General features: G+C 62.1%; 13 protein-coding genes. 7 read left to right on the top strand and 6 right to left on the bottom strand.

The features are described 5' to 3' along the window. Positions 1 to 191: 191 nt before the first annotated feature. Complete coding sequence (locus AB5Y91_RS11785; RefSeq protein ID WP_368169877.1) at positions 192 to 1,853, bottom strand: bifunctional UDP-sugar hydrolase/5'-nucleotidase; 1,662 nt, start codon at positions 1,851 to 1,853, stop codon at positions 192 to 194. Positions 1,854 to 1,954: 101 nt separating this feature from the next. Continuing rightward, complete coding sequence (gene dcuC / locus AB5Y91_RS11780; RefSeq protein ID WP_139744397.1) at positions 1,955 to 3,307, bottom strand: anaerobic C4-dicarboxylate transporter DcuC; 1,353 nt, start codon at positions 3,305 to 3,307, stop codon at positions 1,955 to 1,957. Positions 3,308 to 3,628: 321 nt separating this feature from the next. Between dcuC and AB5Y91_RS11775 the strand changes: the two genes are divergently transcribed. Further along, positions 3,629 to 4,231, top strand: coding sequence for a DUF922 domain-containing protein (locus AB5Y91_RS11775; protein WP_368169876.1), 603 nt, complete (start codon positions 3,629 to 3,631; stop codon positions 4,229 to 4,231). A 103-nt stretch (positions 4,232 to 4,334) separates the two neighbouring features. On the opposite strand, the gene mnmC is transcribed toward AB5Y91_RS11775, so the two are convergent. Then, entirely contained in the window at positions 4,335 to 6,329 is a 1,995-nt protein-coding gene (mnmC, locus tag AB5Y91_RS11770; protein ID WP_368169875.1) for a bifunctional tRNA (5-methylaminomethyl-2-thiouridine)(34)-methyltransferase MnmD/FAD-dependent 5-carboxymethylaminomethyl-2-thiouridine(34) oxidoreductase MnmC, read from the bottom strand. 111 nt (positions 6,330 to 6,440) lie between these two features. On the opposite strand from mnmC, the gene fabB reads away from it, so the two are divergent. Then, positions 6,441 to 7,652, top strand: a complete 1,212-nt coding sequence (gene fabB, locus AB5Y91_RS11765; RefSeq protein ID WP_368169874.1) for a beta-ketoacyl-ACP synthase I — start codon at positions 6,441 to 6,443, stop codon at positions 7,650 to 7,652. Between the two features lie 64 nt (positions 7,653 to 7,716). Here fabB and AB5Y91_RS11760 read toward each other — a convergent pair whose 3' ends face one another. The 3 genes from AB5Y91_RS11760 to AB5Y91_RS11750 all read right to left on the bottom strand — a co-directional run bounded on the left by AB5Y91_RS11760 (position 7,717) and on the right by AB5Y91_RS11750 (position 10,002). Further along, positions 7,717 to 8,211 (bottom strand): GNAT family N-acetyltransferase, encoded by a 495-nt coding sequence (locus tag AB5Y91_RS11760; RefSeq protein ID WP_368169873.1) that lies wholly within the window; start codon positions 8,209 to 8,211, stop codon positions 7,717 to 7,719. A gap of 94 nt (positions 8,212 to 8,305) precedes the next feature. Continuing rightward, entirely contained in the window at positions 8,306 to 8,620 is a 315-nt protein-coding gene (locus tag AB5Y91_RS11755; protein ID WP_106886998.1) for a DUF4377 domain-containing protein, read from the bottom strand. Between the two features lie 95 nt (positions 8,621 to 8,715). Continuing rightward, the gene (locus tag AB5Y91_RS11750) at positions 8,716 to 10,002 is read right to left on the bottom strand and encodes a citrate synthase (RefSeq protein WP_041205909.1); all 1,287 of its coding nucleotides are present in this window, start codon (positions 10,000 to 10,002) and stop codon (positions 8,716 to 8,718) included. 423 nt (positions 10,003 to 10,425) lie between these two features. Here AB5Y91_RS11750 and sdhC point away from each other — a divergent pair, with 423 nt between their 5' ends. The 5 genes from sdhC to sucA all read left to right on the top strand — a co-directional run bounded on the left by sdhC (position 10,426) and on the right by sucA (position 16,580). Further along, entirely contained in the window at positions 10,426 to 10,815 is a 390-nt protein-coding gene (sdhC, locus tag AB5Y91_RS11745; protein WP_025326734.1) for a succinate dehydrogenase cytochrome b556 subunit, read from the top strand. Beyond that, positions 10,809 to 11,153 carry a succinate dehydrogenase, hydrophobic membrane anchor protein gene (gene sdhD, locus AB5Y91_RS11740; protein WP_005326929.1) on the top strand — a complete coding sequence of 115 codons (345 nt, stop codon included), beginning with the start codon at positions 10,809 to 10,811 and terminating at the stop codon, positions 11,151 to 11,153. The genes sdhC and sdhD overlap by 7 nt, the downstream gene beginning before the upstream one ends. Position 11,154: 1 nt before the next feature. Next, entirely contained in the window at positions 11,155 to 12,921 is a 1,767-nt protein-coding gene (gene sdhA, locus AB5Y91_RS11735) for a succinate dehydrogenase flavoprotein subunit (RefSeq protein ID WP_106886997.1), read from the top strand. Positions 12,922 to 12,938: 17 nt separating this feature from the next. Beyond that, the gene (locus tag AB5Y91_RS11730; protein WP_025326736.1) at positions 12,939 to 13,655 is read left to right on the top strand and encodes a succinate dehydrogenase iron-sulfur subunit; all 717 of its coding nucleotides are present in this window, start codon (positions 12,939 to 12,941) and stop codon (positions 13,653 to 13,655) included. Between the two features lie 114 nt (positions 13,656 to 13,769). Next, positions 13,770 to 16,580, top strand: a complete 2,811-nt coding sequence (gene sucA / locus AB5Y91_RS11725) for a 2-oxoglutarate dehydrogenase E1 component (protein ID WP_368169872.1) — start codon at positions 13,770 to 13,772, stop codon at positions 16,578 to 16,580. Positions 16,581 to 16,671: the final 91 nt, after the last annotated feature.

Genomic DNA, 16,671 nt, shown 5'->3' with positions numbered 1-16,671 from the left:
GATGTGTTTGAAATAATGTATAAAAGTAACGTTTTCAGTGCCTGCATTGCACAAGACGAACGGCGGTGCCTGGTGTTGCCGAGGCCGGCAGTCCGCTGCAATGGGGCCGGGGACTGTGCTCGAAAAATGTAATACGCGCCGCTCTCACGAAGAAAAGCGGCGCCTTGACAGGGGATGGCCCGATGAGGGCCTCAGGCCATGGGACTGGCACCCTGGTATTCCACCCGCGGCGGCAGGGGGGCCAGCTCGGGCAGATGGCGGGCCCAGCGGATAAAGGCATCGGCCAGGGTAATGCCGAGCTCCTGATTGTGCTGGGTCAGGGTGCGGGCCAGGGCCGTGTAGCCCTCCTTGCCGGAGGCGGTGTAGGCGCTGGAGACCCCCCGATAGATGGCATCCATCTCGACGCTCTGCCACTGACCCGGGCTCGCCTCCCATTCGAGGCGGGTGATCCGGCTCCCCTTGGGCCTGTCTGCCTGATAACAGAAGCGCATCCCGGCGGTATAGGGGAAGCTGCCGCTGCCATTGCCGACCACGCCGTTGTTGGTGGCGTTGTCGATGGCACCTTCCAGCGCCTCCGCCAGCTCATGGCCGTGCACCCGGTAGAGGGTGAGCGGGATGGCGAACGGCAGCAGGCGCCCGGCGATGTCCGCCTCGCTTAAGGGCCCGGGCTCGAGAGAGCAGCGCACCCCCCCTGCGTTGTGCAGGGCGAAATCCACCTGACCCACCTGTTCGCGGGCGCCGGCCAGCATGGCCTGGGCCACCAGGGGGGCGACCTGACTGCCGGCGGGCAGGGCGGCATCGGGCAGGCGCTGATGGTGCAGTGGCCCGGCGAGGCGGGTCACTATGCGCCGGGTCATGGTCTCGAGCTCGGGTCGGTAACGTTTGGCCAGGTGCTGCTCGAGCTCGGCAGCCGGCTCGCAGAAATGGAGGCCTGCCGGCGGGGGCGAGGCAAAGGGCCAGGGCTGCCAGGGTAGCCACTCCAGCTGGCCGCGGCTTCGGCAAACTCGCCCGCGCTCATCAAATTCCAGCTCGCACACCCCGAGGCAGAGGGCGCTGTGGGCCGCATGCAGTATGGCGACCCCCTCGATCATCAAGGGGTAGCTCCCCTCGCTTATCAGCCCGAGCGGGGCCAGATCCCCCAGCTGGCTGTGGGTGTGACCGCCGACAATCAGGCTGAGTTCGGGGAAGCGGGCCGCCAGCCGCTTGTCCTGCTCCAGCCCCAGGTGACTGAGCAATATGATGTGCGCTATTCCTTCGGCCTTGATCTCGCCGAGGGCGGCGCTCAGGGTCTCCTCTATGCCGTGGAAGCGGGTGTGGGGATCCGGGCTCGCGATGGCGGCCATCTGCGGCAAGGTGATGCCGAGCAGGGCGAAGGGGACGCCGTCGATGACGCGCCTGTGCCAGGGGCGGCTGGCATCAAACAGGTGAGGCAAGCCGTGCAGTCGCAGCGGGGCATCGGCCGGCTCCTGGCTGCTGTCGAGGTTGGCGGCCAGCACCGGATAGTCGAGCTGGCGCAGAAACTCCACCAGCGGGCCGTTGCCGAGATCGAATTCATGGTTGCCGATCACCATGGCATCCGGTCGCAGCAGGCCGAGCAAGTCGGCGTTGGCCCGCCCCTTGAAGCGGTTGAAATAGAGCGACCCCTGGAAGGTGTCACCCCCGTGCAGCAACAGGCAGGTCTGGCCCGCGGCGGCGGCCTGCTGGCGCAGGGCGGTCAGCCGGGTCAGGATGCGGCCGTAGCCGCCACATTGGGTGCGCCACTCGGACTCACCCTCAGGGGAGAAGCGCATGGGTGCGCCATCGAAATGGGAGTGGCAGTCACTGAAGTGGGCAAGTTGAACCGTAATACTCAAGGCTCGGTCCTCCTTAGGGAAAAAGAGCACCGAGTCTACTGCAAGGGGTGGGGGGGATGCCAGCCCGGCAGACGCCGGGCTGGAAAAGAGTCAGACGGTACTCAGGCAGGCACCAGGATCTGGGTGGCCAGGATCACCACCAGCAGGCCGACGGCGACCGGCATAGAGGTGCGTTTGACCACCTCGAACGGGGAGAGGTTGCCCATGCCCGCGCAGGCGACCACCACCCCGGAGACCGGCGAGATGGTGCGACCCAGATTGGAAGCCTGCAGCATGGGGATGACCAGGTAGGCGGGGTTGACGCCCAGACTGGTGGCCAGGTGCGGGATCAGCTCCACGAAGGCGTAGAAGGGGGCGTTGCCGGAACCCGTGGTGAAGGCAGCCAGGGTGGTGATGACCACCAGCACCAGCATGATGATGATGCCGCCTGTGCCAAAGCTCTGGGCCAGATCCAGGAGGTTGGCGATGAAGCCGAGCCCCATCAGCCCCTGGGCGAAGACCCCGGCCCCCACCAGCAGCATGACCACGCCGGCGAAGGCGTCAGCCATGCTGCGCCAGCACACCTGCAGGCCGTCCAGCAATTCCTTGCCGTTGCGTTTGCGCACCAGCTCCAGCAAGGCGGCCAGCACCAGGCAGATGACGATGATGGTGACTATGTCGAGCTTGGGGCCAAGCTTGCCGTCAAACAGCAGCACGCCGATGATGGGGGTGAACGGCAGTATGGCGTAGAAGCCGGGGGCATCTGTGATGAGATCGCTCGGGGCGACCGCCTCGTTGTGCTCGCCGGACTTTCTATCCAGATAGCGCTGCCAGAAGAAGTGGGTCACCGCCATGGCGGCTATGGCCGTCAGGGAGATGGGCAGGGTCAGCTTGAAGGCAAACTCGATGAGCTCCATGTTGGCGGCCTGGGCGGCCATCACCACATCCCCCGAGGTGGGGGCCAGTATGATGGCGGCCGGGGAGGCGCACACCGCAGCCGCGGCGCCACGGGAGATCCCCATGTTGACCATCAGCGGGAACAGGGTCGCCATCAGCAGCACGCCAAGGCCGGTCGCCGAGCTCACCGCCAGCGACATGGCGCAGGCCACCAGGTAGGCGGCCACCAGCAGTATGTAGGGGGACTTGATGATGCCAAGGGGCTTGCTGGCCAGCTTCACCAAGATGGTGTTGGCGCCTATGTGGCTCATGTAGCCGGCAAAGCCGCACAGCACCATGATCAGCATGCCGAGGCCGCCGCCCCTGTCCACCAGCAGGAAGCGCACGTACTCGAACACGTCGGTAGCCACGTGGCCGGTGGAGGCGACGCTGGCAGGCAGCACCGCCTTGCCCATCAGGGCGGTGATCGCCAGCAGCAAGAGGCCGCCGCTGAGCAGCACCCCGGTCGCCGAATAGCCCTTGAAGATGTAGCGACCCACGGCCAGGGTGACCAGGGTGCCAATAAGGAGTTCCATCATAAATAGGTTCCTGAGTATGGAGTGACGTCGGGCATCTAGCGGGCTGAGCAGAGGGTTGGACTGGCTAGCTCGACATGTGCCAACAAAAACGCCGGGATTATTACCTCATAAGGAGTAATTCACCATGGGGATGGTGGCTGGCTGTGATCTCCCTTGCAAATCCCCATCCGGAACAGGGTCGGATCCCGCCCCTTTGTCGCCCCCGGCACCGAGAGCAGGTGACAGCGTCCCTGATCGCGGTTAATCTCCCACACTGACTATTAATTCATTGATTATTAATTGAAATTACGCCGGACTCACAAGGAGCAAGGCAGCACAGCGATGGAATTCTTCAGCAAGACAGGGGCGGTGGCGGCCCTCATATATGCCGCCTCAATCGGAGCGGCACCCTCCCATTATGCAGGTATTCGGGTGGCGCCCGATATCAAGGTCGATTTCCAGTTCTATCGGGTATCAGGGGCCGATGTGGCTGCCGTGATGCGCCAGATAGCCAGGCAGGCACCGGCCCAGGCCGATGGCCATATCGGCAGGGCCAGCTATCAGCTCTCCTGGCAGTTGCAGAGCAGGGCGACCCCGGCGCGCTGCGAGCTGGATCAGGCCAACGTGACTGCCCGCATCCAGGTCAGGGTGCCAAACTGGATGGACAAAGGCAGGGCGTCCGCGGTGGAGCGGCAGAAGTGGGACAAGCTGGTGGCGGCCATGTTCGACTACGAGAGCCGTCACAAGGACATATTGCTGGAGAGCGTCAGCCAGCTTGGCATCCGGCTCGCCCAGCTTCCCGTCGCCCAGGATTGCGCCGCCTTGCAGTACCAGGGCTGGCAACAGGGGCAGGCAGTGCTGGAGGCAACCCGCGATCGATTCGCCACCCTGGCGCAGCAGACAGATCGGGGGCGCAAGCTCGGGGTCATCTGGCCAGACAGTTGAGCGTCATCACCAATAAAAAAACGGGCTTCCCTGGGGAAGCCCGTTTTTTTATTGGCGCGCTGGATGGTGCGGCGGTCGGCAGCGGCCGCCACGCCTCCTTGGCCTAGTCCCGTAGCGGCTTGCCCTTGCGCAGCCTGCGCACCCAGTAGCGGGCCGGATGCAGCGCCTCCAGCAGATCGGCGGCCAGTGGCAGCGGATCACCGCAAATTTCGCTCGCGACCAGCTCACCGCAGAGCGGCGCCGAGCACAGACCCCGGGAACCGAGGGCGCCCAGCACATAGAGACCGGCGTGCAGGGGCAGCGCGCTCTGCTGATCAGCAGGCGCTTTAGGGTCGTGATCCGCCAGGCTTGCCAATCTGGCGATTGACCCCACCACCGGCAGGTGATCCCGGCTGGCGCAGCGCACTCCCACTCGCGCCTCCTTGCCGCTCACGTCCACCTCGGCAGGCCAGCTTTGATCCGGCAGGCAGGCTTGCAGCCGCGCCTGGTTCTGAACCTGCTCCTCGGCACTATACGCGAGGGTGCTCTGATTGCGGCCATAGCTGGCCCCGATGCAGTGCGCTCCGTCGTGGGCCGGGGTGAGGTAGCCGTCGTAGCAGAGCACCGTCCTGAGCTGGCTTAACCGCGCCGTGGTCGGTACATGGCTCACCTGACCGCGCACCGGGTAGAGGGGGAGTTCCGCAAAGGGGATCAGGGCGGGCAGCTGATGACCGGCGGCCACCACCAGGTTGGGGACCTGCCACTGACGGCCATCCAGGCTCTCCACCTGCCAGCCGTCCGTCAATTCGGTAATGGTGCTCACTGGTGTGCGGTACTCAAGGCGCAGCAGGCCGCTGGCTTGCGCTTCTTTCAGGGCGGCGCGGGTGAGATCCGCCGGGCAGAGCCAGCCCCCCAGGGGATAGCTGACACCACCATGACCGCAGGGCAGGCCGACCACCTGCTCAACTTCTGAGGCAGAGAGTGGGTGCATCAGCTCGGGGGGGAAGGGGCCCTGACCCATCTTGGCGAGCTTGGCGGCGGATTTCTCGTCATAGCCAAGCTGGGTGACGCCGCACAGGGAGAAGGCGACGGGATGGCGCGCGGCCAGGGCCTGCAGCCGCTGGCGGGCATAGCCGAAGGCCAGGGAATAGAAGCGCGACAGCGCATCGTGCTCCCCATTGAGCAGGGGATAGAGCGCCCCCTGTCGGTTGCCGGAGGCGCCGGTGGCCGGCTCGCCCTCTGCACACAGCAGGGTCACCTTGCGGCCCCGTTCCACCAGCGACAGTGCCGTCATGGCCGAGGCGATGCCGCCACCTATGATCAGCACCTCGCCGTCACGGCCGACGGGACGGGCATACCAGGGGGAGATGGTATGCTCGGGCGACTTGCCCTCCCGCATCCCTGCCAGCATCTCCCGCTTGCTGCCGTGCCCCTTCACCTTCTTCATGGCAAAGCCGGCGTCAATCAGGCCGCGGCGCACGAAACCGGCGCAGGTAAAGGTCGAGAGGGTCGCGGCGGGGCGGGCGAGGCGAGCGAGACCATCGAACAGCGCTAGCGTCCACATCTCGGGATTCTTGGCCGGCGAGAAGCCATCCAGATACCAGGCATCCACCAGGCCCTGGGGCCCGTGAGGCACCTGGGGCAGCATCTCCTTGATGTCGCCAAGCCAGAGATCGAGGCGGATACGGCCGCCGGCAAACAGCAGGCGGTGGCAGCCGGATACCGGCAGCGGCCACTGGTCGATGAGAGGCTGGCTTAAGGACGCCAGCTCGGGCCAGGCCGCCAGGGCCTTGCGCAGATCGGCCTGGGCCAGGGGGTATTTCTCGAAGCTGATGAAGTGCAGGCGCGAGCCGTTGCCGGATTGGGGCGCCTGTTCCAGGAAGGCGGCCATTGTCGCCAGAAAGTTAAGACCTGTGCCGAAACCTGTTTCGCCAATCACGAAACTGTCACTATCGTGGTGCGAAAATCGTGCCGGTAGGTGATTTTGCAATAAAAAGACGTAGCGGGTTTCACTTAGACCGTTATCATTGGAAAAGTACACATCCCCGAACTCACTGGAGACTGGAGTTCCCGCTTCATTCCAGTCCAATCGGGCATGATGTAAGGATGTTTGACTCACGTTTTCCTCTGCTCGCGTCTTAAATTCGCGGGCATTCTACGTGAAAGCAGACCAGTTTGGCAGCCGAAAGCGGGTAGACTCGGTGCCAGTTTTTCCAGACGAGATGAATTAATGAGAAGAGCAGTGATCACCGGTATCGGCGTCATCTCCAGTATCGGCAACAACAAGGAAGAGGTGCTGGCCTCCCTGAAAGCAGGCAAATCCGGCATCACCTATTCCGAGCAGTTTGAACAGTACAACCTGCGCAGCCGTGTCTGGGGTAACATCAAACTCGATCCGTCTGAACTGATCGACCGTAAAGTCATGCGTTTCATGGGTGACGCCGCGGCCTATGCCTATCTGTCCATGGAGCAGGCCATCGCTGACGCGGGTCTGCCAGAGGATCAGGTCTCCAACGAGCGTACCGGCATAGTGGTCGGCTCCGGCGGCGCCTCCGGCAAGAACACCTCGGAGTCTGCGGACATTGCCCGTGAGAAAGGGGTCAAGCGCGTGGGTCCCTACATGGTGCCGCGCACCATGTCCTCCACTACCTCTGCCTGCCTGGCCACCCCGTTCAAGATCAAGGGTGTCAACTACACCATCAGCTCCGCCTGTGCCACCTCTGCCCACTGCATAGGTCACGCACTGGAGCTGATCCAGCTTGGCAAGCAGGACATCGTCTTCGCCGGCGGCGGCGAGGAGCTGGACTGGTCTTCCACCATACAGTTCGATGCCATGGGCGCCCTCTCCACCAAGTACAATGACACCCCGGAAAAGGCGTCCCGTACCTATGATGCGGACCGCGACGGTTTCGTCATCTCCGGTGGCGGCGGTATCCTGGTGGTCGAGGAGTTGGAACACGCCCTGGCCCGCGGTGCCCACATCTACGCCGAGATCACCGGTTACGGTGCCACCTCCGACGGCTACGACATGGTCGCCCCGAGCGGTGAAGGCGCTGTGCGTTGCATGAAGATGGCGATGAAGGACGTCGGCTCCGTGGACTACATCAACACCCACGGTACCTCCACCCCGGTCGGTGATACCAAGGAGCTGGAAGCCATCCAGACCCTGTTTGGCAGCAATGCGCCCAAGCTCTCCGCCACCAAGGCCATGACGGGTCATGCCCTGGGCGCCGCCGGTGTGCACGAGGCCGTCTACTCCCTGCTGATGATGGGACACGGCTTCATCGCCCCCAGCATCAACATCGAGAACCTGGACGAGAAGGCCGTGGGTCTGCCCATAGTGCGCGCCTACGAAACCGCCGATCTCAATACCGTCATGTCCAACAGCTTCGGCTTTGGCGGTACCAACGCTTCCCTGGTCTTCAGCAAGTTCAAGGCTTGATGAACCGATGAAGTGAAAAAAGGCGCCGAAAGGCGCCTTTTTTATATTGGGCTTGAACTGGGCCTCAGGCCGGTTCGGCCAGGGGTAGCCGCATATAGACGGCGCCCTCGCCGTACTCCTCCAGCGACTTGGGGGTCCTGGCTGGCACGAAGCCCTGCTTGCGCCAGAAGGCCGGGGCATCCTGTACCGCCACCAGCCCGGCATGCTGGTAACCCTCATCGCTGGCAAAGGCGAGGGCAGTGGCTAGCAGCCGCTGGCCCACCCCCAGGCCGCGCGCCTCGCCACTGACAGCGAGATCGTGCAGGTAGAACTCCTCGTGGTCGGTGAGGGGCTGCAAGGGTTGCGAGAGCGGAGGAGGGCAGTGGGCGCGCCAAGGATGACAGAGCAGATAGCCCAGCACCTTGCCCTGGCGCTCGGCGACCCAGCAGCAGGCGGGGGCGAGCTCTGCCTTGTTGTTCATCACCTCGAGGGGCTCGGGCTCCAGCTGGTGGTAGCACTCGCGCTGAATGGTCATGATGGCGGGCCAGTCTGGGGGCCGTATGGTTCTTATCTTGATCATCGTACTGGAGGGCGTGCGCCCCTGGTCAACCCATGAAAGAAGGGGGTCAGCATAACCCAAGGGGCGCGCAAACGGAACCGGGGTCCCTCAAGGCTCAGCGAACGGCCTGCTTGCTCACCACCTTGATCAGCTGATAGCGCACCGAGGAGGCGTCCGCCGGCACGTCGGTGAGCTGCTCGGTGCGCACTTCCAGCTGATAACGGAAACCGGGCTCGAAGGTGAAGCCTTCGATCTGCTGGTAGAAGAGGGTCCAGCTCTCACCGGGCTGGCTGCGCACCTGCATGCACTTCATGGGGGCGACACCGACGCAGTCGGCCAGCTTGTCCTGGATATAGAGGGTCTCTGTGGTCGGGGTGCTCTGGCAGGCGCTGAGCAACAGGGCGGAGCAGAGGAGCAGGGGAGCTTTCATGACGGGTGTCCTTGGCGTAAAAGGGCGCGATTAAACCCTCAAATGAAAAGGCGGTCAATGACCGCCTTTGTAACAAACCATGACAACTTGCCGGATCAGCGTTGATCGAGGGGAGTGAAATCCCGTTGTGCCAGGCCGGTATAGAGCTGACGCGGACGACCGATCTTCTGATCCGGGTCCGAGTGCATCTCGTTCCAGTGGGCTATCCAGCCGATGGTGCGGGAGATGGCGAAGATCACGGTGAACATGGACATGGGGATGCCAATGGCCTTCATGATGATGCCGGAGTAGAAGTCCACGTTCGGGTAGAGTTTCTTCTCGATGAAGTAGGGGTCGGAGAGCGCGATGCGCTCCAGCTCCATGGCCACATCCAGCAGCGGATCCTTGATCTGCAGCTCGGTCAGTACCTCGTGGCAGGTTTCGCGCATCACTGTGGCACGGGGATCGTGGTTCTTGTAGACCCGGTGACCGAAGCCCATCAGACGGAAGGGGTCGTTCTTGTCCTTGGCCTTGGCAATGTACTCGGGGATGCGATCCACGGAGCCAATCTCTTCGAGCATCTTGAGGCAGGCTTCGTTGGCACCACCGTGGGCCGGTCCCCACAGGGAGGCGATCCCCGCGGCGATACAGGCAAACGGGTTGGCACCGGAGGAGCCGGCCAGACGCACCGTGGAGGTGGAGGCGTTCTGCTCGTGATCCGCATGCAGGGTGAAGATGCGATCCATGGCTCGTTCGACTATGGGGTTGACCTTGTACTCTTCGGTCGGCACGCCAAACATCATGTGCAGGAAGTTGCCGGCATAGGAGAGGGCGTTGCGCGGCTGCATGAAGGGCTGGCCGATGGAGTACTTGTAACACATGGCGGCCAGGGTCGGCATCTTGGAGAGCAGACGGAAGGCGCAGATCTCGCGATGCTCTTCGTTGTTGATGTCGAGGGCATCGTGATAGAAGGCGGACAGTGCGCTGACCACACCGCACATGATCGCCATGGGGTGGGAGTCACGGCGGAAGCCGCGGAAGAAGAAGGCGATCTGCTCGTGCACCATGGTGTGGCGGGTGACCAGGCGTTCAAATTCCGCGTATTGCGTCTTGGTGGGCGCCTCGCCGTACAGCAGTATGTAGCAGACTTCCAGGTAACTGGCCTGGGTGGCCAACTGGGCGATGGGATAACCACGGTGCAGCAAGACACCCTGATCTCCGTCGATATAGGTAATGGATGATTTGCAAGCACCGGTGGCCATAAAACCGGGGTCGAAGGTGAAATACCCTTGCGCGCCCAGTTTTCTGACATCGATTACATCGGGTCCAACAGTACCGGACAGGATCGGTAGTTCTACCGGCTCTTTTCCGGGCAGATGTAGGGTGGCTATCTTATCAGCCATAGCACGTCTCCTTTGCTCTTTTATAATTTGGTTCCAGTCCTACTTTATTACGACTTTCATGACGCTGGCAAAGGTTCTTACCCGTACCACGGCGGCTGGAGCGCCTTATTTGAACCAGAGAACCACCTTCTTGTCAATTTTCTTGAATGATCATTAATGACTTGTTAAAGCGGTTGTGAGATCTGGTTTACGGTTTTGGGTTTTCTGTGTAGCTAATTGATTGTCATTGGTTAAGGCCGCCGATATACTGCGCCTCGTGGGTGATGGCCGTCGGTGTTTGAAACGCTTTCGCAAAGCCAGATGTGATATCTAAAATGTTGTTTTTGGCTTTTCCGAGTTGTTTTGGTAACAAAAACCTAACAAATGCCACTCCTAGCCCTCAAAGCGTGTGAAAACAATAACTAACGTGCTCAATGGAGCTGAGTGGGCAAAGCCGTGAAAAATAAACAGAGACCTGTAAACCTCGACCTGCAAACGATCAGCTTTCCTGTCACCGCCATCGCTTCCATCTTGCACCGTGTCTCAGGGGTCATCACCTTTGTGGCGCTGGCCATCTTGCTGTGGATGCTTGGTACTTCACTCTCCTCTCCCGAAGGATTTGAAACCGTCGTTGCCATCATGGACAACTTCCTGGTCAAGTTCGTGTTGTGGGGGATCCTGACTGCGCTGGCATACCACATAGTGGGCGGCCTGCGTCACCTGGTCATGGACATGGGGCATTGGGAAGAGCTGGATTCCGCGAATCAGAGTGCCCGGGTGGGCTTCGTGATTACCGGGATTCTGGCGGTATTGGCGGGGGTACTGGTATGGTAACCAATTCTGCAACTTTCGGGCGCAGCGGTGTTCATGATTACATCCTGATCCGCGCCACCGCCCTCATCATGACGGCTTACGTCCTCTACCTGGTCGGCTTTGTCGCCTTCAACGACATTACCTACGAGGTGTGGACCGGCTTCTTCGCCACAACCTTCACCAAGGTCTTCACCCTGCTGACGCTCTTGTGCGTCCTGATCCACGCCTGGATCGGTCTGTGGCAGGTGCTGACCGACTATATCAAGCCGGTCGGGCTGCGCGGTGCGCTGCAGTTTGCGCTGGTGGTGGTGCTGTTCGTCTATCTGATGACGGGTTTCGTCGTGCTGTGGGGTGTGTAAGGTGACTATTCCAACTCGTGAATTTGATGCGGTCGTGATCGGTGCCGGTGGTGCTGGCATGCGCGCCGCGCTGCAGATTGCCCAGTCCGGCAAGAGCTGCGCACTGCTTTCCAAGGTTTTCCCGACTCGTTCCCACACGGTTTCCGCCCAGGGCGGGATCACGGTCGCCTTGGGCAATGCCCATGACGACAACTGGCAGTGGCACATGTATGACACCGTCAAGGGCTCCGATTACATCGGTGACCAGGAAGCGATTGAATACATGTGCAAGACGGGCCCCGAGGCCATCTATGAGCTGGAGAACATGGGCTTGCCCTTCTCCCGCTTCGACAACGGCTCTGTCTATCAGCGCCCCTTCGGCGGTCAGTCCAAGAATTTTGGCGGCGAGCAGGCGGCCCGTACCGCGGCGGCTGCTGACCGGACAGGTCACGCCCTGCTGCATACCCTGTATCAGCAGAACGTCAAGAACAAGACCACCGTCTTCTCCGAGTGGTATGCCCTGGATCTGGTGAAGAACCAGGACGGCCACATCGTCGGCTGTACCGCCATCGACATGGAGAGCGGCGAAGTCGTCTACTTCAAGGCCAAGGCCACGGTGCTCGCCACCGGCGGCGCCGGTCGCATCTACCAGTCCACCACCAACGCCCACATCAACACGGGTGACGGCGTCGGCATGGCACTGCGTGCCGGGGTTGGCGTGCAGGACATGGAGTTCTGGCAGTTCCACCCCACCGGCATCGCCGGGGCAGGGGTGCTGGTGACCGAGGGTTGCCGTGGTGAAGGCGGCTATCTGCTCAATAAAGATGGCGAGCGCTTCATGGAGCGTTATGCGCCCAACGCCAAGGACCTGGCCGGTCGCGACGTGGTGGCTCGCTCCATCATGATCGAGATCCGCGAAGGTCGTGGTTGTGACGGTCCCTGGGGCCCGCACATCAAGCTCAAGCTGGATCACCTCGGCAAAGAGGTGCTGGAATCCCGTCTGCCGGGCATCTGCGAGCTCTCTCGCACCTTCGCCCACGTGGATCCGGTCAAGGAACCCATTCCCATCATCCCGACCTGCCACTACATGATGGGCGGCGTGCCGACCAGCGTGAACGGCCAGTGCCTGACTCAGGATAAAGACGGCAACGACGTCCCCGTGGTCGGCCTGTTCGCGGTAGGGGAGATAGCCTGCGTTTCCGTGCACGGTGCCAACCGCCTCGGCGGCAACTCCCTGCTGGATCTGGTGGTGTTCGGTCGTGCCGCCGGCATGCACCTGGTAGAGACCCTGGGTGAGATGGATCATGGCCGCGATGCCTCCGAGTCCGACATCGCCGCGGCGCTGGCCCGCTTCAATCGCTGGGAGAACAACCGCGATGGCGAGGATCCCGCCGAGATCCGCCGTGACCTGCAACGCTGCATGCAGAACAACTTCTCCGTGTTCCGTGAAGGGGACGCCATGGCAGAAGGGCTGGCCGAGCTGAAACTCATCCGTGAGCGCCTCAAGAATGCCCGTCTGGACGACACCTCCAAGGAGTTCAACACCCAGCGCATCGAGTGCCTGGAGCTGGACAACCTGATGGAGACGGCGTTTGCCACCGCAGTTGCCGCCAACTTCCGTACCGAGAGCCGGGGCGCCCATAGCCGCTTCGACTTCCCGGAGCGTGACGACGAGAGCTGGTTGTGCCACAGCCTCTATCATCCGGACACCGAGTCCATGACCCGTCGCGCGGTCAACATGTCACCCAAGACCCGTGAGGCGTTCCCGCCCAAGGTCCGGACTTACTGATTGCGGAGCCAAGCACAATGAACGTCACATTCTCGGTATATCGCTATAACCCGGACGTTGATAACGTCCCCCATATGAAGGAATATCGTCTTGATATTCCTGAAGGTTCCGACATGATGGTGCTCGACGCACTGATCCAGTTGAAAGAGCTGGATCCCACTCTCTCCTTCCGCCGCTCGTGCCGCGAAGGGGTCTGTGGATCAGACGGTCTCAACATGAATGGCAAGAACGGTCTTGCCTGCATCACTCCGCTCTCCGATCTGCTGAAGAAGGGCAACAAGGTCGTCATCCGGCCCCTGCCTGGTCTGCCAGTGATCCGCGATCTGGTGATCGACATGACCCAGTTCTACACCCAGTGGGAGAAGGTCAAGCCCTTCCTCATCAACGATGAAAAACTGCCGCCCGTGCGTGAGCACCTGCAATCCCCCGAAGAGCGCGCCAAGCTGGATGGCCTGTACGAGTGTATTCTCTGTGCCTGCTGCTCCACCTCTTGCCCCTCCTTCTGGTGGAACCCGGACAAGTTCATAGGCCCGGCCGGGCTGCTCGCCGCCTACCGCTGGCTGGCGGACAGCCGCGACACCGCCGCCACTGAACGACTGGGCAACCTGGATGACGCCTTTAGCGTGTTCCGCTGCCACGGCATCATGAACTGCGTGAACGTCTGTCCCAAGGGCTTGAACCCGACCAAGGCCATCGGTCAGATCAAGTCGATGTTGCTCAACCGGGCTGTTTGATACCAGGGCCAGGGCGCCTTGCGCCGGGCCCGACCTCTGGATAGCCATCCCGTCCCGGGATGGCTATGACCCTACAAGCTGCGCTGCAGTGAACAAGATGTACAAGGGATAGAAATGCATAACGGCGTGATGAAGGCCTGGTTGGAGTCATCTCACCTGGCTGGTGCGAATGCAAGCTACATTGAGGATTTGTACGAATCCTTCCTGGAAAACCCCGACTCCGTGGCCGATGAGTGGCGCAGCCTGTTTAGCGAGCTGCCCCAGGTCAATGGCCATGCAGTTGAACAACCCCACTCCCAGGTTCGCGACTATTTCCGCCGCCTGGCCAAGGATCCCTCCCGTTACAGCGCTCCTGTCTCCGATCCCCAGGTGGATGCCAAGCAGGTACGCGTACTGCAGCTGATCAACGCCTTCCGCTTCCGCGGTCACCAGAATGCCAATCTGGATCCCCTCGGCCTCTGGACCCGTGAAACCGTTGCCGAGCTCGACCCGGCATTTCACAACCTGCAGGGCGCAGACATGGAGGCCACCTTCAACGTGGGCTCCTACGCCATAGGTCGCGAGACCATGGTGCTCTCCGATCTCTACGCCTCGCTGAAGAAAACCTACTGCAGCAGCATAGGTGCAGACTACATGCACATCACCTCCACCGAGGAGAAGCGCTGGCTGCAAGACCGTCTTGAATCCATCGAAGGGAAGGGGACCTATACCCTCGAAGAGAAGACCCGCTTCCTCGAGAGCCTGACCGCCGCCGAAGGGCTGGAAAAATACCTGGGTGCCAAGTTCCCGGGGGCCAAGCGTTTCTCCCTGGAAGGGGGCGATGCCATGGTGCCCATGCTCAAGGAGCTGATCCGCCGCGCCGGTGAGCAGGGTTGCAAAGAGGCCGTCATCGGCATGGCCCACCGGGGTCGCCTGAACGTGCTGATCAACGTGCTCGGCAAGCGCGCCCAGGAGCTGTTCGACGAGTTCGCCGGCAAGCACGGCGAATCCTGGGGCACAGGGGATGTGAAGTACCACATGGGCTTCTCCTCCGACTTCGCCACCCCGGGCGGCAACGTCCACCTGGCACTGGCCTTCAACCCGTCCCACCTCGAGATCGTCAACCCCGTGGTCATCGGCTCGGTCCGTGCCCGTATGGACAGACGCGGTGACAAGGACGGCTCCAGCGTCTTGCCCATCACCATCCACGGTGACTCCGCCATCGCGGGGCAGGGTGTGGTGGCCGAGACCTTCAACATGTCCCTGACCCGTGCCTACGGCGTCGGTGGCACTGTGCGCATCGTCATCAACAACCAGGTCGGTTTCACCACCTCCTATCAACGTGACCTGCGCTCCACCGAATATTGTACCGACATCGCCAAGGCGGTGCAGGCACCTGTACTGCACGTCAACGGGGATGACCCGGAAGCCGTGGTGCTGGTGACCCAGATTGCGCTGGATTATCGCAACACCTTCAAGCGCGACGTGGTGATCGAGCTGGTTTGCTACCGTCGTCACGGTCACAACGAGGCCGACGAGCCGAGCGCGACCCAGCCCTTGATGTACCAGAAGATCAAGCAGCACCCGACGCCGCGCAAGATCTACGCCGATCAGCTGATTGGCGAAGGCACCATCACCCCCGAGCTGGCCACCACCCTGGTCAACGACTATCGCGATACCCTGGACAGGGGCGAGCGGGTGAGCAAGGAGTGGCGTCCCATGGAGCTGCACTCCGTGGACTGGACCCCGTACCTCGGTCACGACTGGGCCATGAGCTACGACAGCACTGTGCCCATGGATCACCTCAAGTCCCTCGGCGAGCGCATCAGCCAGTACCCGGCGACCCATGTGCTGCAACGCCAGGTCGAGAAGATCTACGAAGACCGCCGCCTGATGGCCGCCGGCGAGAAGCTGGTTGACTGGGGCTTTGCCGAGACCCTGGCCTACGCCACCCTGGTGGACAAGGGCGCGCGCATCCGCTTCACCGGGGAAGACTCCGGTCGTGGCACCTTCTTCCATCGCCACGCCGTGCTGCACAACCAGACCGATGCGAGCACCTACACCCCGCTGTGCAACCTGCACGATGAGCAAGGTCCGTTCGAGATCTATGACTCTGTGCTGACCGAGAACGCGGTACTGGCCTTCGAATATGGCTACGCCAGCGCCGAGCCGGCCGGTCTGACCATCTGGGAAGCCCAGTTCGGCGACTTCGCCAACTGCGCCCAGGTGGTGGTGGATCAGTTCCTCTCCTCCGGCGAGCAGAAGTGGGGCCGGATGTGCGGCCTGACCATGCTGCTGCCCCACGGTTACGAAGGGCAGGGCCCGGAGCACTCCTCCGCCCGTCTGGAGCGCTATCTGCAGATGTGCGCCCAGCACAACATGCAGGTGTGCGTGCCCTCCACCCCGGCCCAGGTGTTCCACATGCTGCGCCGTCAGGTGGTGCGCCCGATGCGCCGTCCGCTCATCGTGATGACGCCCAAGTCCTTGCTGCGCCACCCGCTGGCGGTGAGCAAGCTCGACGAGCTGGCGACCGGCACCTTCCAGAACGCCATTGGCGAGATCGATGCACTGGATCCGAAAGCCGTCAAGCGGGTGGTCTTCTGCTCCGGCAAGGTCTACTACGACCTGCTCGATGCCCGTCGTAAGGCGGAGCAGCAGGATGTGGCGCTGGTACGGATCGAGCAGCTCTACCCCTTCCCGGAAGAGGAAGTGCGCGCCATCCTGGCCGATTATGCCCACGTCACCGATTTCGTCTGGTGTCAGGAAGAGCCGCAGAACCAGGGCGCCTGGTACAGCACCCGTCATCACTATGACAGCGTGCTGCCAAGCAATGCCCGTCTGCGTTACGCCGGTCGCCCGGCCTCGGCCTCACCGGCCGTCGGTTACATGTCTGTCCACGCCAAGCAGCAGAAAGCCCTGGTGGAAGACGCGCTGACCATGGAATAAACGAGTTGTGAAGGGGAGGGGGCACTGTGAAGCCGACCCTCTCCGTCTCTGGAACAAGCCTGCTGGCCAAGAAGTAACAAGGAACTGATTA

The sequence above is a fragment of the Aeromonas sp. R4-3 genome, assembly GCF_040908275.1.
Lineage (GTDB): Bacteria > Pseudomonadota > Gammaproteobacteria > Enterobacterales > Aeromonadaceae > Aeromonas > Aeromonas rivipollensis.
This window is presented reverse-complemented; position numbering and strand designations above follow the sequence as displayed.